This is a genomic window from Flectobacillus roseus (genome assembly GCF_030056595.1).
GTDB classification, from domain to species: Bacteria; Bacteroidota; Bacteroidia; order Cytophagales; family Spirosomataceae; genus Flectobacillus; species Flectobacillus roseus.
In genome coordinates this window covers 273496-297397 of sequence record NZ_JASHIF010000008.1, presented here as the reverse complement: position 1 = coordinate 297397, position 23902 = coordinate 273496, and the positions used below count along the sequence as shown (strand labels likewise).

General features: G+C 37.2%; 19 protein-coding genes. 12 read left to right on the top strand and 7 right to left on the bottom strand.

Going from position 1 to position 23902, the window contains the following annotated elements:
• Window positions 1–8 precede the first annotated feature (8 nt).
• On the top strand, window positions 9–905 hold the full coding sequence (miaA, locus tag QM524_RS10165) for a tRNA (adenosine(37)-N6)-dimethylallyltransferase MiaA (RefSeq protein ID WP_283344487.1): 897 nt from the start codon (window positions 9–11) through the stop codon (window positions 903–905).
• Window positions 906–1304: 399 nt separating this feature from the next.
• Here the strand turns inward: miaA and QM524_RS10160 are convergent, their stop codons facing one another.
• Entirely contained in the window at window positions 1305–1916 is a 612-nt protein-coding gene (locus QM524_RS10160; RefSeq protein WP_283344486.1) for a beta/alpha barrel domain-containing protein, read from the bottom strand.
• Between the two features lie 247 nt (window positions 1917–2163).
• On the opposite strand from QM524_RS10160, the gene mnmA reads away from it, so the two are divergent.
• Together mnmA and QM524_RS10150 are read left to right on the top strand one after the other, a co-directional pair.
• On the top strand, window positions 2164–3300 hold the full coding sequence (gene mnmA / locus QM524_RS10155; protein ID WP_095163933.1) for a tRNA 2-thiouridine(34) synthase MnmA: 1137 nt from the start codon (window positions 2164–2166) through the stop codon (window positions 3298–3300).
• Window positions 3301–3435: 135 nt separating this feature from the next.
• Window positions 3436–3984, top strand: a complete 549-nt coding sequence (locus tag QM524_RS10150) for an NADAR family protein (protein WP_283344485.1) — start codon at window positions 3436–3438, stop codon at window positions 3982–3984.
• Between the two features lie 437 nt (window positions 3985–4421).
• Here QM524_RS10150 and QM524_RS10145 read toward each other — a convergent pair whose 3' ends face one another.
• Both QM524_RS10145 and QM524_RS26015 read right to left on the bottom strand, forming a co-directional pair.
• The gene (locus QM524_RS10145) at window positions 4422–5453 is read right to left on the bottom strand and encodes a glycoside hydrolase family 43 protein (protein WP_283344484.1); all 1032 of its coding nucleotides are present in this window, start codon (window positions 5451–5453) and stop codon (window positions 4422–4424) included.
• Window positions 5454–5905: 452 nt separating this feature from the next.
• A complete protein-coding gene (locus QM524_RS26015) occupies window positions 5906–6118 on the bottom strand; it encodes a LytTR family transcriptional regulator DNA-binding domain-containing protein (RefSeq protein ID WP_388045147.1) in 213 nt (70 codons plus the stop codon).
• Between the two features lie 801 nt (window positions 6119–6919).
• Between QM524_RS26015 and QM524_RS10140 the strand changes: the two genes are divergently transcribed.
• Window positions 6920–7540, top strand: coding sequence for an alpha-ketoglutarate-dependent dioxygenase AlkB family protein (locus QM524_RS10140; RefSeq protein ID WP_283344483.1), 621 nt, complete (start codon window positions 6920–6922; stop codon window positions 7538–7540).
• Here QM524_RS10140 and QM524_RS10135 read toward each other — a convergent pair.
• Together QM524_RS10135 and QM524_RS10130 are read right to left on the bottom strand one after the other, a co-directional pair.
• Window positions 7537–8274: a hypothetical protein gene (locus QM524_RS10135; protein WP_283344482.1), complete on the bottom strand. Its 738-nt coding sequence runs from the start codon at window positions 8272–8274 to the stop codon at window positions 7537–7539. The genes QM524_RS10140 and QM524_RS10135 overlap by 4 nt on opposite strands.
• Window positions 8275–8440: 166 nt before the next feature.
• Window positions 8441–8923 (bottom strand): peptide deformylase, encoded by a 483-nt coding sequence (locus QM524_RS10130; RefSeq protein WP_283344481.1) that lies wholly within the window; start codon window positions 8921–8923, stop codon window positions 8441–8443.
• Window positions 8924–8994: 71 nt separating this feature from the next.
• Here QM524_RS10130 and QM524_RS10125 point away from each other — a divergent pair, with 71 nt between their 5' ends.
• The 5 genes from QM524_RS10125 (at window position 8995) to QM524_RS10105 (ending at window position 14928) form a co-directional block, all read left to right on the top strand.
• Entirely contained in the window at window positions 8995–9576 is a 582-nt protein-coding gene (locus tag QM524_RS10125) for an aminotransferase class IV (protein ID WP_176464429.1), read from the top strand.
• Between the two features lie 57 nt (window positions 9577–9633).
• Window positions 9634–11070, top strand: a complete 1437-nt coding sequence (locus QM524_RS10120) for an ATP-dependent DNA helicase (RefSeq protein WP_283344480.1) — start codon at window positions 9634–9636, stop codon at window positions 11068–11070.
• Window positions 11071–11173: 103 nt separating this feature from the next.
• On the top strand, window positions 11174–11674 hold the full coding sequence (locus tag QM524_RS10115; protein ID WP_166576758.1) for a lipocalin family protein: 501 nt from the start codon (window positions 11174–11176) through the stop codon (window positions 11672–11674).
• Window positions 11675–12007: 333 nt separating this feature from the next.
• The gene (locus QM524_RS10110; protein ID WP_283344479.1) at window positions 12008–13069 is read left to right on the top strand and encodes a glycoside hydrolase family protein; all 1062 of its coding nucleotides are present in this window, start codon (window positions 12008–12010) and stop codon (window positions 13067–13069) included.
• A gap of 53 nt (window positions 13070–13122) precedes the next feature.
• A complete protein-coding gene (locus QM524_RS10105; RefSeq protein ID WP_283344478.1) occupies window positions 13123–14928 on the top strand; it encodes a rhamnogalacturonan lyase in 1806 nt (601 codons plus the stop codon).
• 210 nt (window positions 14929–15138) lie between these two features.
• Here the strand turns inward: QM524_RS10105 and QM524_RS10100 are convergent, their stop codons facing one another.
• Together QM524_RS10100 and QM524_RS10095 are read right to left on the bottom strand one after the other, a co-directional pair.
• The gene (locus QM524_RS10100) at window positions 15139–16308 is read right to left on the bottom strand and encodes a PQQ-dependent sugar dehydrogenase (protein WP_283344477.1); all 1170 of its coding nucleotides are present in this window, start codon (window positions 16306–16308) and stop codon (window positions 15139–15141) included.
• A 135-nt stretch (window positions 16309–16443) separates the two neighbouring features.
• Complete coding sequence (locus tag QM524_RS10095; protein WP_283344476.1) at window positions 16444–17406, bottom strand: MBL fold metallo-hydrolase; 963 nt, start codon at window positions 17404–17406, stop codon at window positions 16444–16446.
• Between the two features lie 342 nt (window positions 17407–17748).
• Between QM524_RS10095 and QM524_RS10090 the strand changes: the two genes are divergently transcribed.
• The 3 genes from QM524_RS10090 (at window position 17749) to QM524_RS10080 (ending at window position 23333) form a co-directional block, all read left to right on the top strand.
• A complete protein-coding gene (locus QM524_RS10090; RefSeq protein ID WP_283344475.1) occupies window positions 17749–18705 on the top strand; it encodes a hypothetical protein in 957 nt (318 codons plus the stop codon).
• Between the two features lie 4 nt (window positions 18706–18709).
• On the top strand, window positions 18710–20038 hold the full coding sequence (locus QM524_RS10085) for a flippase (RefSeq protein ID WP_095163946.1): 1329 nt from the start codon (window positions 18710–18712) through the stop codon (window positions 20036–20038).
• Window positions 20039–20426: 388 nt separating this feature from the next.
• Window positions 20427–23333 (top strand): exo-beta-1,4-galactosidase, encoded by a 2907-nt coding sequence (locus tag QM524_RS10080; RefSeq protein ID WP_283344474.1) that lies wholly within the window; start codon window positions 20427–20429, stop codon window positions 23331–23333.
• Window positions 23334–23902: the final 569 nt, after the last annotated feature.

Sequence of the window (23902 nt, the reverse complement as noted above, 5' to 3'; positions counted from 1 at the left end):
TTTATTTTATGCAATATGAACTAATCACCATATTAGGACCAACTGCCTCTGGCAAAACCCATCTGGCGGTACAATTAGCTTCCCTGCTCAATGCCGAAATTATTAGTGCAGATTCAAGACAAGTTTATCGAGGAATGAATCTCGGAACAGGAAAAGATTTGGATGAGTATACTACAGACAACAAAAATATCCCTTATCATTTGATCGATATCGTGGATGCTGGTGAAAGCTATCATATTTTTCAGTTTCAACAGGATTTTCAAAAAGCATTTGACAATATCCGAAGTCGTGGTAAAATTGCCATTCTTTGCGGAGGAAGTGGCTTGTATTTGGAAGCAGTTTTAAAAGGTTTTCAATATACTGCTGTGCCAATTGATGAAGCATTTCGTGCTACCTTACTTCCTTTGAGTCATGAAGAACTCTTAAAACGGTTTGAATCATTGTCTGCTTTGGTGCCCAAAGCAGATACCTCTACGCACAAACGTACCATCCGAGCCATTGAAATAGGAACGTATCTTCAGGCACATCCTGAGTTTGAATTACCGCAGCAGCAAGCAATTAATTCCATCATCTTTGGACTAAATCCACCTGTAGAATTACGTCGAGAAAAAATTACTAGACGCTTGCGACAGCGTTTTGAACAAGGGATGGTGGAAGAAGTAAAAGCACTACTCGACCTAGGCGTAAGTCCTGACAAATTGATATTTTATGGCTTGGAATATAAATGGATTACGGAATATCTGCAAGGTGCAATAGACTACCAGACGATGTTTGATCGATTGAATGTAGCAATTCATCAATTTGCCAAAAGGCAAATGACATACTTTCGAAAAATGGAGAAAGATGGTTTGATTATCAATTGGTTAGGTGAGGAGCCGTTTACTCAAATTCAACAATTTATATAGGCTTTTTTAAGAGTGTTTTGTTACTTTGTTATAGAAAAATCGTATAAATATTACAATTCGATTAGGGTTAGCCTGTTCAAAATTGTCATTGTATCAAATTAGAGATTTTTTCACACTCTTTTTCACTCCTATCTAAAATGTCAGTAGTTATTTTTGCCCTTGTATTATTAGGAATTGGTTTCTACCTTTCCTATTCAGTGAGTAGTACTCACAAAGAAAAAAAGTTTTCTAAGTAAGAAAATTTTGATATGCTTGATTCGTAGTAAGGCAATATATGCACGGAAAATATTACTTACTAACCCATAAGTGTTCCTGCTTTGTTAAATACAATTAAATGTTAGGTTTTGAAATTTGAAAATGTGTACGGTGTTTTCAAATTTCAAAACCTTTATTGTTTGCCTAGAAATCATCATCTAGTGCCTCCAAAATATTGATTAACTCGTCCATGTTAGCAAAACCCGGGCGAATTTCTTCTCCGCCCTTCAATGCCAAGCCTTTAAACCCTACTTCTTCCAATAATTGATTGGCGTTGTCCTCTGTAATGCCAAAACCCAAAAGAATAGGATATTGCGCTGCCCAAGTTTCGATTTGATTGGTGATAGCATCTATTGTCGTAAATTCATCAGAATTTTCTAACAAAAAATAGGTAACATATCCCGCTGTCGATTGAAACAAAGCTGGAAGATTAGCTTCTGCAAAATCAGTTTTAAGAATAATGGGTAAATTCAACTCTTTCAAAGCATCCAAATCTGGCAAATCACTGCCCGAATTAGCTGAAATTTGAATCGCATCTGGTAAAAAAGTACTTACCATTTCTTGAATATGCAACGCATTATTCGAGCTGGTCTCACCCACGATTTGAACACCTGCAAGCCAACCTCTCATTTCTTTGTATTTCTCAAAAGGAACATTGTCCATTGAAAAACCAATATATTCAACGCCCATTCCTGCACAGTAGCGAGCATCTGATAAATTATTTACCTCCGAAACCTTAACGATAGTTTTTAACATAATTGTTTTCTTCTTGTAGAGCAAAACGTTTACCCTTGAATTTTTGCAAAAGTACAATTTGACCAACTCAGAACCAAAAAGCTAGCCGTGGTGTTAGAAAAATATTGTATTTTTGCAAAAGAATATTTGGTTAGGAGAGGTTACTCATCTTTGATAAGTACCATTATTGGGTTTACAACACTGATCAAATCACTATTCGAAAATCATATTTAAAAACAACGGAGGACTTTGAATCCTCGCCGAAAACATGAGTAAACACGGAAGAATTTTAGTCGCCATGAGTGGCGGTATCGACAGTTCGGTAGCAGCGGTAATGCTTCACGAACAAGGCTATGAAGTAGTAGGTATGACCATGAAAACATGGGATTATGCTTCATCAGGTGGTACCAAGAAAGAAACAGGTTGCTGCTCGTTGGACTCCATCAACGACGCCCGTAACATTGCTGTAGAGTTGGGTTTCCCACATTATATCCTTGATATTAGAGAAGAATTTGGTGATTATGTGATTAATCACTTTACGGGTGAATACTTAGAAGGACGCACGCCAAACCCTTGTGTGATGTGTAATACGCATATCAAGTGGGATGCGCTTCTGCGTCGTGCAGATAAGCTTGATTGTGAGTTTATTGCAACAGGACATTATGCTAATATTCGTGAAGAAAATTCACGTTTTGTGATTTCTAAGGGTGTTGATACTTGGAAAGATCAAAGTTATGTGTTGTGGGGTGTTTCGCAAGAAAGTCTTTCTCGTACCAAGTTGCCTTTGGGTCATTTGACCAAAAATACCATTCGAGAAATGGCAAAAGAACGTGGGTTTATGGATTTGGTCAACAAATCTGAAAGTTATGAAATTTGCTTTGTGCCAGATAACGATTATCGTGGCTTCTTAAAACGTCGTGTGGAAGGTTTAGAAGATCAAGTTCGTGGTGGAAACTTTGTGGATACCAGCGGTAAGGTACTTGGCAAACATGAAGGCTATCCGTTTTATACCATCGGACAAAGAAAAGGTTTGGGTATTGCATTAGGCTATCCAGCTTTTGTGACAGAAATTCGTAAAGAAACTAACGAGGTAGTTTTGGGACGTGATAAAGATTTGGAGCGTGATGGTATGTGGGTTGGACAATTGAATTTGTCGAAGTATGCGTCAATCCCAGATACATTAGAAACCATCACCAAAGTTCGTTACAAAGATCAAGGTACACCAGCGAAAATTATTCAAGAAGGAGAAAAAATCCGAGTAGACTTTCATCAACCAGTATCGGGTATTGCGCCTGGTCAAGCGGCGGTGTTTTACGAAGGAGATGATGTTGTAGGTGGAGGCTGGATTTCAAGATCTTTTAAACAAGATGCAACTTCAGGGATTTATGCTGCTGAAATGCGTTAATTAATAATTTTGGAAAGCTTTTTATTTTTGAAAAACATACTAGGAGGATAGATTCGAGAGAGTCTATCCTCTCTTTTTTGTTGATAGATTTACTTAAATTTTACTATTTTTGATTTTCTAACCAAAATGATAACTATGAAATACAATCAACAATGGCTCTGTGAAAAGTACAACTACGGAGAGCCAATCAAATATCTATTTTTCTGGGGTCATCAACCTTCAAAAGATGGAAGTCTTTCTAAATCGTGTTTTAGTCAATGGTGGCAGTCGCCATTTGAGGTCAATAGAGAGATTTTTATAACCGCCGAGCATTGGATGATGGTACATAAAGCCAGACTTTTTCAAGATGAATATACAGCCGAAAAAATCTTAAAAGCAAAAAGCCCCGCAGAAGCTAAAAAGTTAGGTCGCTCGGTGAAAAACTTTGATGCAAAGATTTGGGATACTCATAAATTTGATATTGTTGTTGAGGGTAATTTTTATAAATTTTCACAAGACAGCGCTTTAAAAGAATTTTTATTGACTACTAATAACAGAGTTATCGTGGAGGCCAGCCCTGTAGATGCAATCTGGGGCATTGGCATGGCTTCTGACCATCCAGACGTCGAAAATCCAATGGAGTGGGAGGGCGAAAATCTATTGGGATATGCATTGATGGAGGTGAGGGATAGGTTGCTGTCATGAGGTATTAGGGGTCAGGCATTAGTGAAGAGTGTCTAATTTGTTTGAAAATATCACTCTATTAATATTGGCTGTATGTAAGTAATAAAACATAAACACAAGCCTTCCCGAGTTTTTAGATTATCTGAAAAGAAGACCTGCTCTTGTTGAGATTAATAAAGTAGACTATCTCAGTTTTTCCTAATAGGGTGCGACTTAAGTCGCACCCTATTAGGAAAAAAGGTCCAAAGAATTACAAATTGCTTAAACGGTAGGCATTTAATGGTTGTAAATCAAAAAAGGCGGTCGAAAAACTAATTTCAACTGCCTTTTTTTTGCTAAAATTCCTGTTGACTAATCTCTAGAAGCAAAGCATTGCGTCTAAACCAGAAAATGTAGATTAAAATAATCACTCATTCGCTCAATTACTCAATCACTAAATTCCCTTATAAAAAAATTCCCTACTTCAATTTCTTAGGTTCAACGCCTTCGAAGGTCATTTTTACATCTTTGATGGTACCGTCTTCGTTAAAGTACAAGTGATCAACGCATACTACACGATGATCACGGTCGAGATTGGGAATAGGGCGACGGTGATACACAATGTACCAATCATCAGATTTGGGAGTATTGATCACCGAATGGTGCCCTGCACCCGTTGCCACTTTCTCATCTGCCACCAAGATGGTAGATTTTTTCTCAAACGGTCCCCAAACAGAATCTGCTACGCCGTAAGCCACTTTGTAGGTGCCATTAGTCCAGCCACCTTCCGACCACATCAAATAATATTTGCCTTTACGGATAAACATAATAGGGCCTTCTACATAGCCTTTTGGGGTGATTTCCTTAACCATTTCGCCGTTTTCTAGAGGCATCAAGCCTGAAAAGTCAGGTTTAAGTTTGGCAATATTACAGTGTCCCCAACCGCCGTAAATAATATAATATTGTCCGTCTTTATCTTGAAAAACTGCTTGGTCAATGGGTTGCGCTTTATTGTAAAATTGATTGATAAGAGGTTTACCAAGATAGTCTTTGTAAGGACCTTCGGGTTTAGAGGCTACGGCAATACCGATTCCGCCCACCTTATCATCTTTGTCTGGATTGTTTGCGCCAAATCCTTTACGCTCAGAACTTTGAATATCATTTGCCGAAAAGAACAAAAAATATTGCTTACCTTTTTGTACTATCGAAGGAGCCCACATTGCCATTTTTGCCCATTTGATAGCAGTGGTGTCTAAGATTCTAGGGTATTTTTTCCAATTGACCAAATCTTTAGATGAAAAGGCATCAAAGAAAATTTGGTCTTTGTACTTGGCCGAAAACGTTGGGAAAACCCAATATTCTTTATTCAAAATGACCGCTTCGGGATCGGCATACCAACCTTCAAAAATGGGGTTTCCAGAGGTTTTTTTAGGGGATTGGGCAGATACAGTTGAAAGCGTGATAATAAATGTTAAAAAACAGTAAATAGAAAATTGAGTTATTGATTTCATAAAATTTGGGTTTGATTATTCCCACAAGTTATGACCAATAAAAATCGAATCCAAAGAGCTGACATCCTACAGCAGGACATAACCCTGTAGCCCAATCTCTAACCCTATTGATAATACGTTAATATTTACTTTACAAAAAAAATAGAGTTACAAGATAAACATTTATAGGTTTTTATAGGGATGCTTAATATTGTGCGAAAGGCATCATAAACAAAAGGGGTTTGAATCCGCTGTCCATAGTTTTGATGACAGCAAGGGCATTGATTTTTGACAGTGGTTCTACTTTTCATCTTAAAGTAGTAAAGCATACCAATAATTATACTCACAACGAGAACAATCGTAGTGAGAAAAGCTAGGTTTAATAGTTCGGATTTCATGTGTTCTAACTTGTCAAGTATAAATAGTGTGTTAAATTGAAAAAAGTATCAAATCAAAATAGTTTAAAATAAGGTTTACATAAGTACTGGACACTTGAGTACAAGGCTAATAAAGTTTTCTTGAAAGTGTTTTCCAATGGGTAAAATACACCCATTGCTTAAGGTGACCTCCTGAGTACTAAATTCAATAAGGTGTTCAATATTAATTAAATAGGAGCGATGAATGCGAATGATTTTATCGTATCTTAACGAATTTTCTATTTGCTGAATACTTGATTTAGTGTGTATCTTTTTTGATTACTAGTCGTTAATTCTACATAGTTGCCAGAGCTGTTTGCAAAAACTAAATTTCTATACGGCAGTTTGACATATAGATTATTTTGTTTAACAAAGACATATTCATGCCTATCGTTATCCTCAGGTTCGAGTGCTGGCGAAATCGAATAATTATCACTTTTTTTTAGATAAACCATTTAATACATAAGTGTTTGAAAGCAACTAATTTGAGAGTAGAAGCTTAAAACAATTCTATTCATTTTAATTGCCTAAGGTGAATGTTTAATAATGTCAAAAACAAGGTTTTAAAATATTCTAAAAACGGACAATTTAATAAGTACCTAGGCGAGATGTACAGTGGTAAAATGATGTTGTGGTTTTCTTTTCAAGAAATAAATTCTATGAGAAGGTAATGGCGATACCTACAATAGATTTTATCCTAGCAATTTGCAAGAAGAAGAAATTTGACTAATTAAAATTGTGGCAAGAAAAGTTGATTGGAATTCAAATGATGTAGCTGTTGAAAAATAATAAAATGTCACAGGTTTTAAATTTTATGGCGAAAATTCTTCAGTTATCTTTTGAATTCTTTACAAATCTCGTCAAACTGATGCCTGAAAGCAATATCTTATTGGATATAAATTTATACTTAAAGATAATTAGAAGCAAATGATTTTTGTTACTTAGTCAAGAAATCATGTATTTTCTTTAAATACTTATAATTAGGTATTGGAGGAAAAATAATTCAGCAATTTTCGGGTAGGATGACCAAAGATTATTCATAAAATTTGCTTTATAAAACCAACAAATTACATGAGTCTTTTTTTATATAATGAGTATGATTCTCAGTACAATTGGCTTCCTCAAGATGGTGTGGTCAACTATTATGGTAAACTTTTTTCGGAGGAGGAATCTAATACCTTTTTCGAAGAGCTCTGGCATACCATTGATTGGAGAAATGATGAAGCAATGATGTTTGGTAAAAAGATTATTACCAAACGAAAAGTGGCATGGTATGGTGATAGTCCTTTTCGATATACGTACTCAAAAGTTACTAAAGAAGCACTGCCTTGGACTCCTGAATTATTGACGCTCAAAAATAGAATCGAAACGGCAACGGGCGAAACATTTAATTCATGTTTGCTCAACCTCTATCATTCTGGCGACGAAGGTATGGCATGGCATAGCGATGATGAAATCGATTTGAAAAGAAATGGTGCTATTGGTTCAATTACCTTTGGTGCTGAAAGAAAATTTGCTTTCAAACATAAGCATACCGACCAGAAAGTGGAAATGTTATTAGAACATGGAAGTTTACTGGTGATGAAAGATACCACTCAAACGTTTTGGCTGCACCGATTGCCACCTACTAAAAAAGTAAAAAAGCCAAGAATTAATCTTACCTTCAGAACCATCGAAAATCAGCGATTTTAGGTTAAAGAGGGTTGTATTTTTCGTTCATAATACCAAACAATTTTGTCCAAAAGTACATCGCCTCCACCATAAAAAAATACCGCTCCTAATGGAGGGTTGGCAGTGGCTAATCCTCCGTAGGTAATGGGGCGCCAAATCCAGCAGTTGTAATAGGTACCGATGAGTTCGGTCGTAAAAACTGCTATCCCAATGAAAAAATACACATTTTGCCATCTTTTTCGTCTGACTAATACAAAAAATAATAGCCCAAATAACAATGAAAAATGGTCGTTCCAATAATATCCAACGAGTAAAAATACGACTGCATAAAAGACTATGAAAATAGGTCTTAACGCTTTGTCATGTCGTGCTGCCCATTGGGTGTGTGCGAATATATAACCCGTGGCATATACGATACTATGACCAAATGGGACATAGAATGGCACATAAGGTGTACGATAATCATACATTCCTGCACCATTACAGAAAATTAACTCGCCTAAATATGACAAAAAAATCATCACGAAAAGCAATTTTCGCAAATGCGCATCGCTGTGATGAAATAGTAAACCAAAATATGAAAGCGTCAGTACATCAGCGAGATACCTGCCGTCAAAAATGTTTTGGGCAAACCACGGAGAATCAACAAAAAGTAAGACTGTAATAAAAGGAAAAAAGCCCCAAGCCAGCATCAATAGTGCCTTGAAGTTTTGAGTAGTATGATTAAAAATGGGCAAAGAAAGAATATATTTCATCGAAAGTAATATCAAATTTATTTGATTGTGAATGTAGCATTTTAGGCAAGGACAACTCACCACTATTACTTAATCTTGCAGAATTAAGTTGAATTAAATATGAGATAAAACATTAGTAATCAAAAAATACACTCAAAACTCATCACTCATAATTCAGCACTACTACCTATCTCCATTTAAAAGACTTATTATCGATAGCTCGCATAGTACACAAAATACCATCCAAATGGTCGTATTCATGTTGGAGAAGTTCTGATAAATCATTTTGCATATCCCAAATTTGCTCTTGCCAATTTTCATCCAAATAACGAATCGTTAGGCTTTTATGTCGCTTTACTTTGACCAAAAGACGAGGAAAGCTCATACAATCATCCCATAGCTCAAATTGTTCTTCGCTGAGATTTTCTAAAACTGGATTAATAAATACCACAGGTTTATCGATATTCATATAAATAACTCTCTTCATAATGCCCAACTGAGGTGCTGCTATAGCCCTACCAAAATTGTACTTTTCTCGTATTTCCTGCATAACATTATGTAAGTCGGCGACCCATTCTTTCACTAATGGTAGTTCTTCTTTGGTCACTTCTTGACAAATCTCATAGAGTCGAGGGTCGCCCAAGACTAGCAAATCATCTAAGGTTTTCATTTTTGAATCAATTATTTATGCAAAATCTGGAATATCTATTTAAAAAAAGTAGTTTAAATTTACAGAAGAATATGAGAATTTTAGAAACTATACAGATACAAAATGGTGAGATATTACAAATATCTTATCATCAAGCACGTATGAACGCCGCCCGAAAGCAACTTTGGCAGTGTGATAACGTCATAGATTTAGCTTCAACGTTGGTTGTTCCAGCTGAACATCAGAATGGTATTGTGCGTTGTAGAGTAGTGTACCAACAAGAAATCGAGGAAATACAATTTATTCCCTACCAATGGAAAAATATTCGAAGTATTAAAGTGGTTGAAGCACCTCCAATTGACTATGCTATCAAATGGTTGGAAAGAGATGCTTTTACCCAATTACTTCAAGAAAACCCAGAGGCAGATGAGTTGATTATTACTCAAAATGGTTGGGTTTCAGATGCCACTATTGCGAATTTGGCATTTTGGGATGGAAAACAGTGGTTTACGCCCAACACACCACTATTGAAAGGTACAAAACGACAATATTTGTTGGATACGCATCAAATAAAAGAAAAAGCGATAAGGATTGAAGACCTGAAGCATTTTGAGAAAGTCTGTTTAATCAATACTTTCAGAGATTTGTCGCATGAGGTTGCCATCAGTCTTTAAGGTTTGAAAAAACACCATTCATTCAATTACTCAATCATAATTCACTCAATAATTGCCGTGGCAGAAGAACAAAAAACACCTTCGTTTTTATTAAGACAAAAATTTCCCTTTGAACCAACCGTTGGACAGGTTGAACTTTTTCAGAAAATGGAAAAGTTTATCCTCAATACCGACGATTTTGGCCCATTGTGTTTTTTGTTAAAAGGATATGCTGGTACAGGAAAGACCACGGTAATTTCCACCATAATCAAAGTATTGCCCAAGTTCGGTTATAAGTCTGTGTTGCTGGCACCGACAGGTCGTGCGGCAAAAGTAATGTCGAATTATTCGAAAAAAACGGCCTTGACGATTCATAAAAAAATCTATCGACAAGTAGCCAACCAATATACAGGGAGCCTCGAGTTTCAGCGTCAAAATAACTATGCCACCAATACCATTTTTATCATTGATGAATCGTCCATGATTTCGGACGATGCTGAGTTTGGTACTGCGGGTTTGCTCACCGATTTGATGGAATATGTGTTTACGCATCCTGAGTTAGATTACAATGGGAACAAAATCATATTTGTAGGTGATACCGCACAGTTGCCTCCCGTTGGAAAATTCATGTCGCCTGCGCTTGAAAAAGTTTATATGGAAGGGCAGTTTCATTTGGGTGTTTTGGAGCAAGAACTTACCGAGGTAATGCGTCAGGATGCCGAATCTGGGATTTTGTATAATGCCACCCAACTCCGAAGTACTCTGAGTACGAATAAGCCCAAAATCTCTTTTGTGACCAAAGGATATCGAGATTTTTATAAAATGACTGGCGAAAAGCTGGAGGATGGGCTTAACTATGCTTACCGAAAATTTGGGAGAGAAAATACGATTATCCTGACACGCTCGAACAAGACTGCTGTTCTTTATAACCGCTATATTCGCCAACAAATCTTTGCTTTGGATGATGAGCTTTCGGTTGGAGATTTGTTGATGATTGTACGAAATAATTATCATTGGTTGGGGGATGACTCTCCAGCGGGCTTTTTGGCTAACGGTGATTTTGTGGAGGTTATGAAAATTCGGGGTGTGGAAGAAATGCACGGCTTCCGTTTTGCAACCTTATATCTTCGTTTGCTCGATTATGAAGACCATCCCGAAATCGAAGCAAAAGTGCTTTTGAGTACCTTATATTCCAATAACCCCTCTCTGAATAAAGACGAAAGTAAGGCACTGTATGACTCGGTAGCCTTGGATTATGAGCATATTACAAACAAAAAAGATCGTATTGCCGAAATTCGTAAAGACCCTTATCTCAATGCGCTGCAAGTAAAGTTTGCCTATGCGCTCACTTGCCACAAGTCTCAAGGTGGGCAGTGGAATGCCGTGTTTGTAGAACAAGGCTATTTGACTGATGAACAAATCAATGAGGATTTTGTTCGTTGGCTTTATACAGGTATTACGCGTGCTACTCACGAGGTGTTTTTAGTCAATTTTCATAATGAGTTTTTTGATTAGTAATGTGATATTCGTCTCAAAAAATTGATAAATGATAAGCGGTTTTGAAAAAACCAAAATCTAAAAGGCTGAGTTTTTCGTATTTTTCCAAAACGAGAAACTTATGAAATACATACTTGCCTTTACTTTGTTTTTAATGAAAACCAATTTTGTGCCGAATGCCACGGTTGAGAAAGTTGATTTACGACGCTATTGCGGTGTCTGGTATTCACTGTATTCTTTACCCACCATGTTTGACCGTAATACCCGAGAAACCACTGGGTATTATACACTCAATACGAAGGGCTACTTCGATGTAGTAACCACTTATAAAAAAGGGAATGATGAAGAAGTTCACTCCGTAAAATCCAAAGTTTTTCCAGTGGCTAATACCAATAACGCTAAACTCGAAGCGCAATTTTTATGGCCATACCGAGTGGACTATTGGATTATCGAACTTCCCGAAGATTATTCTTATGTGGTGGTGGGACATCCTGAGTATAAATTTTTGTTTATCATGAGTCGTAAAAAGAATATGCCTCAAAAACAGTTAGATGACATTATTGCGAGATGTAAAGCAAAAGGCTATCCTGTCGACAAATTGAGTTCACAGAAACACGATTAGGATATCCTTTGTGATATTTATTTTCTGAAAAAGTCTTCTATTTGAGCCGTTACTTAGTAGAAATATATCAATTCAATCTTTTAGATTACATAGCGTTATTCGTTAGTGTAGAATTGTGAGTTAGAGCTGTACGGAGGGTTTCCAACAATTACGTATTTAGGATTTCTGATTTCGGAAATAGAGTAAAATACTTTTATTTTTTTACAAAATATAGAAGTTTATACTTCCGAAATCCCTCATCCGAAATAATCAGTTTTTATAATCCTAGTATACAACCCTAACTCACAACTACCAATTTCCTGATCTAAAAATTGATATTTATCTCTAAACAATATGCTTTCTAGAAGAACCTTTTTGGCTTCTTTGGGGGTCTTGCCATTGACTACATTTAGCTTTGGAAAACCCAAAACTAAGGTTTTGCCTTTATCCGATTTTGTCAAGCACCTTGAACCAGTTGGTCGTCGATTGGAAATAGAAGGTTATTACGTTTGGTGTGCTTCACCGATTATGGCTCCAGATGGGAAAGTACATGTTTTCTTTTCAAGATGGCCTGAAAAATACAAAATGGGTGGTTGGATTCATAAATCCGAAATTGCTCATGCTATTGCTGATTCTCCTACGGCTCCCTTTAAAGTCACTGGTACTATTCTTGCTCCAAGAGGCGAAGGATTTTGGGATGCAACTACCTGTCATAATCCTCATATTCAATTTATTGATAACCAATATTGTTTGTTTTACATGGGTAATTCCAACGGTAAAACAGATACTAAACGTATTGGTATTGCCACAGCGCCAAGCCTCGATGGCCCTTGGACTCGCTATGATAAACCGCTGTTAGAAGCTGGTACCGAAGGCGCTTGGGATGACCATTGTACCACAAACCCCTCTTTTATTAAACACCCGAATGGTGAGTATTGGTTGTACTACAAATCTTGGAATACCAAAGAATACCAAGAAGCTCAAGGCGCTATTCGAGGTAATCGAAAATACGGTTTGGCAATTGCCAAAAATTTAATGGGACCTTACACCAAGTATGCAGGTAATCCCATTGTAGATTTTTCGAAAAAAGGCAATAATGCCCAAGTTGAAGATGCTTTTACGTATTGGGAAAATGGCAAATTCAAAATGCTTACCCGCGATATGGGCTATTTTAACCATGAAGTAGGCTTGTTTATGGAGTCGAAAAATGGAAAGAAGTGGAGCGAACCTACCGTATCTTTTTTTCCTGCGGAAGCCTATATTACCGAACCACCAGCACCTGCGCACCTTAAGCGTTATGGCAGGTTTGAACGCCCTCAATTGCTGATGCAAAATGGCAAGCCAACCCATCTTTTTACCGCTATGCAAGGAGGGAAATATGCTACCTCCAGTTGTTTCGTTTTCCGTTTGAGCTAAAATTTTACTACTAATATTCACTAATTTCTTTACCAATAAACCTGATTTATTTCATGAAAAAAATCGTAAGTAAAGTATTGCCCTTTGCTTTGGGCTTGCTGCTATCTTCGGGTGTGATGGCTCAGTATCAACTCGAAAATTTGGATAGAGGTTTGGTCGCTGTGCGTACCAATCCAAAATCTGTTTTTTTGAGTTGGAGAATCCTTGGCACCGATGCCAAAAATGTGGCCTTTAATATTTACAGAGGAAAAACCAAATTAAACACCAGTCCGATTACAACGGTATCTAATTGGGTAGATAGCACAGGAATCGAGTCAAGTGAATACAGTCTTTGTGCTGTTATCAATGGCAAAGAACAAAAGTCTATTTATACCCAAGTCTTATCTCAAAACTTCATAGAAATACCCCTTAAAATGCCAGAAGGAGGCACTACACCTGATGGTAAGCCCTATACCTATTCAGCATCGGATTGTTCGGTGGGGGATTTAGATGGTGACGGGCAATATGAAATCGTACTGAAATGGGATCCAACTAACTCGAAGGATAATTCTCAAAAAGGCTATACAGGAAATGTCTATTTGGATGCATATCGTATGGACGGGAAGCAATTGTGGCGCATTGATTTAGGTAAAAATATCAGAGCTGGCGCCCATTATACCCAGTTTATGGTTTTTGATTTTGATGGAGATGGTAAAGCCGAAATTGCCTGTAAAACTGCTGATGGAACGACAGATGCTTCTGGAAAAATTATAGGAGATGCCAAAGCTGATTATCGTAATGAAGCGGGATATGTATTGGATGGTCCTGAGTTTTTGACAGTTTTTGAAGGTATTTCTGGTAAAATTCTTGATTCTGTACCATTTACGCCTGAGCGTGGAGAGGTGGGAGCTTGGGGAGATAAATATGGCAACCGAGTAGATAGGTTTATCTCAGCAGTGGCGTATCTCGATGGCAAACATCCAAGCCTGATTACTGGACGTGGCTACTATACACGTTTGGTTAGAACTGCTTGGGATTTTGAGAAAGGTAAAATCAAAATGCGTTGGAATTTTGACTCTAACGATGCTGGAAATGAAGCCCATAGAAGTATGGGGAATCACCAAATGAGTATTGCAGATTTGGATGGCGATGGTAAACAAGAGGTAATTAGTGGGTCATCGGTTATTGCCTCTAATGGTAAGAGCTTTTATGCCAATGGCCTTGGTCATGGCGATGCCCTGCACGTGTCGGATATGGACCCTACCATAAAAGGCTTAGAGCTTTGGCAGTGCCATGAAGAGCCTGCTAAGTATGGAGAATATGGAATGGAATTTAGAGGAGCTTTATCAGGAAAACCTCTTTGGGGTGTATCAGGTGAAGGCAAGGATATTGGACGTTGTATGGCGGCTGATATTGATCCTACTCATTATGGATACGAGGTTTGGGGCTCAGTAGGAGGGCTCTATGACTGCAAGGGTAATCAGATTAGTGCGAATAGACCTCGTTCTATGAACTTCGCGGTTTGGTGGGATGGCGATTTAACACGTGAGTTACTGGACGGAAATCATGTAGATAAATGGGATTATCAAAATGGACAATTGGTACGCCTATTCACAGCCGAAGGCTGCTCTTCTAACAACGGTACAAAGGCGACGCCTGCCGTTTCAGCAGATTTGTTTGGCGATTGGCGTGAGGAGGTAGTATTGAAAAAAAGCGATAGCTCAGCTCTTCGTATTTTTACGACTACTATTCCAACAACTTATAAAATGCCAACTTTGATGCACGATGCTCAATATCGTGTGGCAATCGCTTGGCAAAATTCTGGCTATAACCAACCTCCACATCCAAGTTTTTATTTGGGAGAAATAGCACCGAAATAATTTGAAAATTTGAAGATGTGTTGATTTGAAAATGGTTAAATACCCAAATAGAAGTCATTCTGTATTTTGGGATACCTTGCTAGAAATATCATAACAGTTAATCAAAAAATGCGTTCGAAAAGAGCTTTTCGAACGCATTTTTTTTATACTATATCTCAGGAAAATAATCACTCATTCCCTCAATCTCAACTCACTAAATTAGAGATGAAATTATTCTGGAAGTAACTGGATAATGCGTCCTGGACCTTCTACAGAAATATAAATCAAACCGTCCGGACCTTGTTTTACGTTACGTACACGTCCGATGCTTTCCAATAGTTTTTGTTCTTTTACCACCTTGCCATCTTTAATTTCGAGACGGCTCAAATATTGATATGCTAAACCTCCAACTAACAAACTTCCTTTCCAACCTTTGTATTTATCGCTTGTTAAAAATGCGATACCACAAGTTCCGATAGATGGCGTGTATTGGTGTTGTGGTAGAGTAACACCATCTTTTGATGGAGCTTTAGAAATAGTTTTTCCATCGTAGTTGATACCATAAGATACCACAGGCCAACCGTAGTTTTTGCCTTTTTGGATCACATTCACTTCGTCTCCACCACGAGGACCGTGCTCAGACTCCCAAATTTCTTGTGTAGTTGGATTAAAAATCAAACCTTGTGGGTTGCGGTGACCGTATGAGTAAACCGTAGAAGGCGCAGTGTTTCCTTCTAAAATTGGGTTGTCGCTTGGAACTTTACCATCATCAGTCATGCGGTGAACTTTTCCCCAAGGAATCGTTACATTTTGTGCATTCATGTTTGGTGATTCGGCACCACCATAACTTGTTGCACCACCTTCACCAATGGATAAAAACAAAAATCCTTTGTTATCAAACTCGATGCGACTACCATAGTGGTTGTACATCGTGTTGGTGGCAGGAGTGCTAAAAATGGTTTCAGTACCAGTAATAGCATCACCGCTGAGTTTGAAACGAATCAAATTTAATTGTGAGCCATTATCAGAACCCTTACTTACATAAGTCGCATATATCCAACCGTTTTGGGCATATTTTGGATGAACTCTCAAATCCAACAATCCACCTTGTCCTTTAGCGAATACATCTGTTGGAGCACCTGAAAGCTCAGTGGTTTTCCCGCCAGAATAACGGAAAATTTTACCTTGTCTTTCTGTAAAAAGTAAATCGCCATTAGGTAGAAAATCCATTCCCCAGATAATTTCCTTGTCGTTAACAATGATATTAGTTTTGATTTTCGGTTGATTATCTGCTGTAGCGTTTTCAGTAGTCGGCTCCAATCCTCCATTTGTTTTGCAGGAGAATCCAGAAGAAAGGGACATGATTGTTAAGCAAGCACATCCTAAAAGTACATTTTTCATAAAGAATTGAATGTTAGATTTTGAATTTATTACAAAAGTATAATAATCAGGCTTTTCTCTGTCGGGGCTGTAGGGCTTTTTGTATCGGATTGTGAGTCTATGGATGGTATATATCCTAAAATCCGAAACCCATTCCTATAATTTGATTTTTTCTCCTTGTTGTGGAAAAATGATATTTAAGCCTAGTGGATTCTGAGTTTTTACCTGTTCAATAATTTTTTGCTCGTTCACAGCTGGAGGCTTTAAATGCGTAATAACAACAATTAGGCCTTTGAGATTTTCTTTTCCTGCAAGGTCTGCCAAAATATTCATTTCTTTCATAAGCCATTGTGGCGTTAGGTGACCAAACAGCAGATGATTAGGTTGTTCGTTGGGAAAGGAAACCTCTATGAGGATTCCTTTCAATTGCTTGTTTTTGATCAATGGTGCTACATTTTTCCAAAGATTTTTCAACTTACCTGCTTTTTCTAATTCATCTGGGCCTGTATCTCCCAAATACAAAACATAAGCATCTTGGTGTTTTATCAAGAAAGCAGTACTCTCAAAAGGTTCGATATGACTTAAAGAAAACGCTTTTACAGACATATCTGTACCCGAAATACTTTGTTCTGTTTCAAGCGGTAAAGTTGCGTAATGGTATTTTTTCAAGAGAGTACCCACACCTGCATCGCCAAAATTTACCCAAGTTTTATCATTGAAATAGTTTTCTTGCATGATGGTCATGCACTTTTGCGTCGCATAAATACTTTTTGCGGTATCACCAGGGGAGTTGATAATGAGTCCAGAAACATGGTCGAGGTGTGGGTGAGAAATAAAATAACCTTTAATGTATTTTCTCATCACCTGCGAAGCCGATAAAGTAAATGTTTTTTTCTCTACGGCTTTTTGTAAACCAGCGTATACTGTTCCAGCGTCTAAGGCCACAAATTGCTCCGAACCACTTGGTCCGAGCATATAACACGACATATTACTTTCGTCGGTACCACCTTTTACGCCTAGCGGAATTAGGTCAAAACTTGATTTTTGTCCCCATGTACTCCAACTTACTAAGGTTAGTGTAATGAGAGAATAGAGTTTGTGTTTGTTGAATCGAATCATAATGTTAATATATAATCTGCTACAAGATATAGCTTAGTTAAAACTGTAAAGTTAAGGTATTATAGCTTAAATGTTGGAAGAAGAATACGTTTAAACAATTTAGCGTATGTGCACTTGAATGTTGGAATACTTTTTGCTAAAAACTGAATTGAAAAGGCTGTTATTTTTTGCATAAACTTAAAAAAGTAACATTTATGGCTTTTTATTTATCATTTAATTTCTATATTTAAAAAAAGAAATTATTCTTTCGGCATAATCCTTGATAGGTGTTTTCTGGACAAATTGATATTTCAAGAAAGCAGCGACCTAACTATTCTTTATATTGTTTCAACCCATGTACTTATGTTTGAAAAAATCCTTAACAAATTTCTGAGCTTGATTGTCTTACTTCGTCACGGACGAATGACGCCAGATGTTAGATATTATTACCGTCACACATATCGGTGTCAGCTCACGCAGTGGAAGTATGTGTTGCAGGACTATGTATTCAGAAAGCCATATAAAGAAATAGAGTTTCAAGGAGAATTTGCCCCTGAACTAGAATTCACAATTCCATTTGCCTATTGGCATTTTAAAAATGGTACCTTAAAAAGTACCAAAGGTGCTTTGTTTACGAAAGAAATGTATTTCTTTTCTCCGCATCACGAAGAAGTTTTTGATGTGAGAACCAATGAAGGAAATTATAATTTTGAACTTCCACGTGTACTCTATAGTCAGGATTATGATATGACGAAATGGCTTGAAGTGCCTTATAAAGAGCACTTTAAGAATGATGTTTACGTCTATGACAAACCAATGTTGATGATTGCCAATCGTTACAATATGGAATGGGGAGGTCCTCCAATTAGTTTTTATAGTATCGAAGATTTGGACTTTATGATTAGTCATTTGAAAAAAGACTATACCATTCTTTATAACCGCCCACGCCCTCAGAATATCACTAATGATACCAGCGACATCTACGAACTCAATGACTACGAATGGTTGGCAGAAACGCATCCTGAAGTAGTTTTGATGGAGGATTTGTACAAAGAAAATAAAATTAAAGCGAGAAATTACAACCATTTCCAGCTATCTGTGTATGCCAATTGTGAGAAGTTTATTTCAATTCATGGAGGCACAGCAGCCTTGGCAAGTTGTTTTAAAGGAGCCAATATTATTTTATCTAAAAAAGGACCAGAGCATCATTTCGGGTGTTTCAAAACACTTTTTCCTAAACTTTCAGGAGCTACGATTTATCACGCCAAAACTAATGAAGAGGCTAGAGACTTTGTGCTAAAACATTACGTAAAATCATAACCGTATGGCAAATAACTATTGGTTAAAATCTGGTTTCTTGAATATTCTCCAAAGTTTGACAAACGTACTTTTTGGCTTTGGAGGATTTTATATGTTGGTACGTGTTTTGGACAAAAATCAGTTTGGCGCTTGGACGCTCTTTATGACTACCACTTCTATTTTAGAGGTAATTCGTAATGGTTTGATAGGGAATGCGTTAGTGAAATTTTTATCAGGTGCGAAACCCGAAGAGAAAACCCCAATTATTACGGCTTCGGTAACAATTAGCGCATCGCTTTCGGTTTTTTGTGTATTGCTAAATTTGATTTTTTCACATTTTCTCAGTGTAATGTGGCATACGCCTGAGTTGGAGCCGATGTTTTATGTGCATAATATCACGTTTTTACTCTCAGGAGTTTTAGCCATATTCAATAGCGTCGAGCAAGCGCATTTAGCATTTAATGGCGTATTCATTACCACCTTTGTGCGTCAGGCTGTACTATTTTTATTTATTCTGGTTTGCTTCGTTACTAAGTTTACCATACCATTAGCGTACCTAGTGTATATTCAAATTGTGGCGGTTGTAATTGCGACCTTAATCGGATATAGCTATGCCAGAAAACATTTGACACTGGATCGACAGTTACACAAAGAATGGATTAGTAAATTATTTCATTTCGGGAAATATACTTTTGGTACATCGGTAAGCTCTATTCTATCTGGAACGATTGATCAAATGATGCTTGGTGCTATGCTTTCTCCTGTGGCTTCGGGGGCATTTAATGTGGCAGTAAGAATTACCAATCTGATAGAAATACCTACTAATTCTATTGCTACCATTGTATTTCCACAAAGTGCCAAGCGTGCGCAGGAGGGTATCGATGGTGTTCGCTATTTGTATGAAAAATCGGTAGGAACAATCTTAGCATTGGTGATTCCAGCGATTATTTTTCTGTATTTATTTTCAGATTTAATTGTCAATATTATAGCTGGAGGAAAGTACGATGACTCGATTCCTTTATTGAAAATCACGTTATTGTATTGCATTTTTGTACCTTTTGGTCGTCAATTTGGTATTGTAATCGACTCTATCGGAAAAACAAAACTGACCTTTTCTGTGGTAGTTTTTTCAGCTTGTTTGAATATTGCGATGAACTATTTTTTGATCAGTTCGCAAGGGGTGATGGGAGCAGCGAGGGCAACTTTAGTATCGAGCATCATAGGTTTTATCATAGGACAAGTAATTTTGTATAAAGAACTAAAAGTAAATGTGCTTCATCCGTTTATTTATGCTTTTAGATTTTACCCAGAATTTTATCATCAATATATCAAGCCTCGTTTAAAAAAGGCTTGATTTGAAGTCTTTTGAATGAAAAAGTATTGAAGAATGCAGAAGAGATAACTGGTTCAAGACTTATTCTTGGACCTATTTTTTAACAGTTTTAAAACTGAAGCAAGAGTGAGTCCGAGACAAAGTCTCGAACTAGGGATAACTGGTTCAAGACTTTGTCTTGGACCTATTTTTTTAACAGTTTTAAAACTGAAGCAAGAGTGAGTCCGAGACAAAGTCTCGAACTAGAGATAACTGATTCAAGACTTTGTCTTGGATCAGGAAATCGACAATCATCAGGATGATACATGATGGAGTGTAGATTTTTACAAGTTATATTTGACAATTTAGGCTTTCTATGATTTTTTATCTTAATCAGCCATTTTTGATTGTTTAACTTACTACTTTAACCGTGAAAAAAAACCTCAAAAATCTATTCATAGCATTATTTGTCCTCCTAAGTTTCGCTTCGATAGGGCAATCAAAAAAACTTAATCTACAAGGTACATGGCGATTTGCGATTGACTCCTTGGATAAGGGTATTCAAGAAAAATGGTTTTCTCAAAAACTAAAAGATAAGGTAAATTTACCAGGCTCAATGCTTGAAAATGGTAAAGGGAATGCCGTAACACTTCAGACCCAATGGACAGGGAGTATTTATGATAGCTCATGGTATTTTAATCCTCGCATGGCAAAGTATCGCCAAGGTCCTCGCCCAAAATTCCCCTTTTGGCTTACTCCTAAAAAACATTATGTAGGCGGTGCATGGTACCAAAGAGATATTACTATTCCGTCTGACTGGAGAAATCAACGTATTTGGCTAAATCTTGAACGTCCACATTACGAAACGCGCGTGTGGATTGATAATCAGGAAATAGGACTGCAAAATTCTCTTTGTGTAGCCCATGTTTATGATTTAACAGGCAAACTCAGTACTGGCAAGCATACGATAACAGTTCGTGTTGACAATAAGACAAAAGAAATCAACGTAGGAAAGGATTCTCACAGTATTACGGATCACACGCAAGGAAACTGGAATGGCATTGTTGGCAAAATGGAATTGGGTACCGAAGGACAGGTTTGGCTTTCGGATGTGCAGATATATCCGAGTGTAAAAGAAAAGCTTGCTAAAGTAGTGATTCAATTGGAAAATAATCTGACCACAACGGTTTCAGGGAAAATTAGCCTTTCTGCCAGAAGCTTCAATTCATCCAAACAACATTCAGTTGCTCCTCTTGTGGTAGATTTTAGAGCGGATAAGGGAAGCAATACATTAACTTACACATTACCAATGGGTGACAATTTCCTAACTTGGGATGAATATGTACCTGCTTTGTATAAGTTAAGTGTGCAAGTTTCTACGAAGGAAGGTGTGCAATCGGTAAGAGATGTTCAGTTTGGCATGAGAGATTTTGCCATTAATGGAACTCGTTTCGAAATAAATGGACGACCAATATTCTTGAGAGGAACGGTTGAAAATTGCCAGTTTCCCTTGACTGGATATGCACCAATGGATGTGGCATCTTGGGAAAAAGTTTTCAGAAAAGCCAAATCTTACGGATTGAATCACTTCCGTTTTCATTCGTATTGTCCTCCCGAAGCTGCCTTTATTGCTGCCGATTTAGTGGGTATTTATCTGCAACCTGAAGGGCCAAGTTGGGCAAATCACGGTTCGTCTTTGGGCGATGGTCACCCGATTGACCAATACATTATGGACGAAACCAACCGTATGGCGAAAGTTTACGGGAATTATGCATCCTTCTGTATGTTGGCTTATGGCAACGAACCAAGAGGAGGAAAGCAGGTAGATTATTTGACAAAGTTTATCAAATATTGGCAAGCGAAGGACCCTCGTCGTAAATATACAGGTGCTTCGGTAGCTATGAGTTGGCCATTAGTTTCTGCTAACGAATATATGATTAAGTCAGGACCACGCGGTTTGCCTTGGGACAAACTTCCATCAAGCAGTGCTGATTTTGGAGATAAGGTCAAAAACTTTACAGTCCCTTACGTTACTCACGAGTTAGGTCAATGGTGTGTATTCCCTAATTTTGATGAAATCAAAAAGTACAAAGGACTTTATGAGGCTCGTAACTATGAACTTTTCCAAGAAGATTTGAAGGATAGAGGAATGGCAGATAGGGGCAAAGATTTCTTTATGGCTTCTGGAAAACTACAAGCCATTAGTTACAAGCACGAAATGGAAATGGCATTTAGAACGCCACTTTCGGCAGGATTTCAGATGTTAGGTCTCAACGATTATTCAGGACAAGGAACTGCTTTGGTCGGTTTACTTGATAGTTTTTGGGAGGAAAAAGGATATATCGATGCCAAAGAATTCCGTCAATTTTGTGACTCAACAGTTATTTTAACTCGTTTTCCTAAGTTTGTTTTTCAACAAAATGAAAATATTCATATACCAGTAGAACTCTTTCATTTTGGACAAAAAGCCTTGTCAAAAGCAGTAATTGCATGGCAAATTGTTGATTCAGAAGGGAAACCTGTGGAAGCAGGTGAGTTTCAGCCCGCAGATTATGCTATTGGGAATAACCTGTCAGTTGGAAAAATTACGTTTAATCCTCAGCAAATTAATCAAGCACAAAAACTATTACTTAAAGCGTCTATCAAAGGTTCTTCAATTCAGAACGAGTGGGCGTTTTGGGTATATCCAACAACTTTGCCAGCTATAAAATCAGAGGAAGTTTATTCATGTAATAGTTTAGATGACAAAGCTTTGCAGATTTTGGAAAAAGGAGGAAAGGTCTTTTTACAGGCTGCAGGGAAAATTGAAAGGGGGAAAGAAGTCGTTAATTATCTACAACCTGTTTTTTGGAATACCTCATGGTTCAAAATGCGTCCTCCACATACTTTGGGTTTTGTCTGTGATCCTAAACATCCAGCCTTCCAATCATTTCCTACAGATTTTCACGCCAACGTGCAGTGGTGGGAATTAGTCAATAAAACACAGGTGATGCTGTTAGATGAATTTCCAAAAGGATTCAAGCCTGTAGTTCAACCCATAGATACTTGGTTTTTGAATAGACCTTTGGGTTTGATTGTGGAGGCAAAAGTGGGCAAAGGAAAGCTATTGATTTGTAGCGCAGACCTTAGTTCGAATTTAGATACAAGACCCGTAGCTCGCCAATTAGCTTATAGCTTGCAGCAGTATATGGCCTCTTCGGCGTTTAATCCACAGACATCGGTAGATTTACAGGTAGTGAAAAATCTCTTTGACAAGTCCTACAATCCTAATTTTAATACTTACACCAAAGACGCACCAGATGAGTTGAAAGTGAAAAAGAATGGAATGAATCCTTAGGATTAGCGATATATCAAAGTTCTTATTCCTCCAAGTATACGGCTTCTGTTGTATTCTTGGAGGAATTTTTTTGAGGTAAGCATTAAAAGCTAAAAAAAATCACCAATAAGCCCATGAAGGTAGTATTTAGTATTGTGTAACTATCTGAAAATGAGTTTTTAAGATAAGGGTTTGAGATGTTTTTAAAAATTATTAATAAAATATTTTAAAAACACATTTAATCTTTTGCTTCCTCATTTAACCTAAATTGCAACTGATTTTATCCTGAAAATTCTACTTTGAAGATATTTTGTTGGAATTATCTTGCTTTTGGTGAGTATTTTTCCTGTGAAACTTATTATTAAAATAATTTACAATAAATTAATATTTAATAATTTATTTTATTAATTTGGTTGCGAAATCTAACTAAGCCTTTCAATACTAATAGCCAAAAAGATTTCAAAACCGCATCAACTTACCATATTTAAACCATGAAAAACAATGAAAGGAGGGAAGCTTTTTCTCCGTAACACTCTAAAACTATTTATTTCAAATTCGCTCAATCAGAGCTCCAATTTTCAATTTTCATC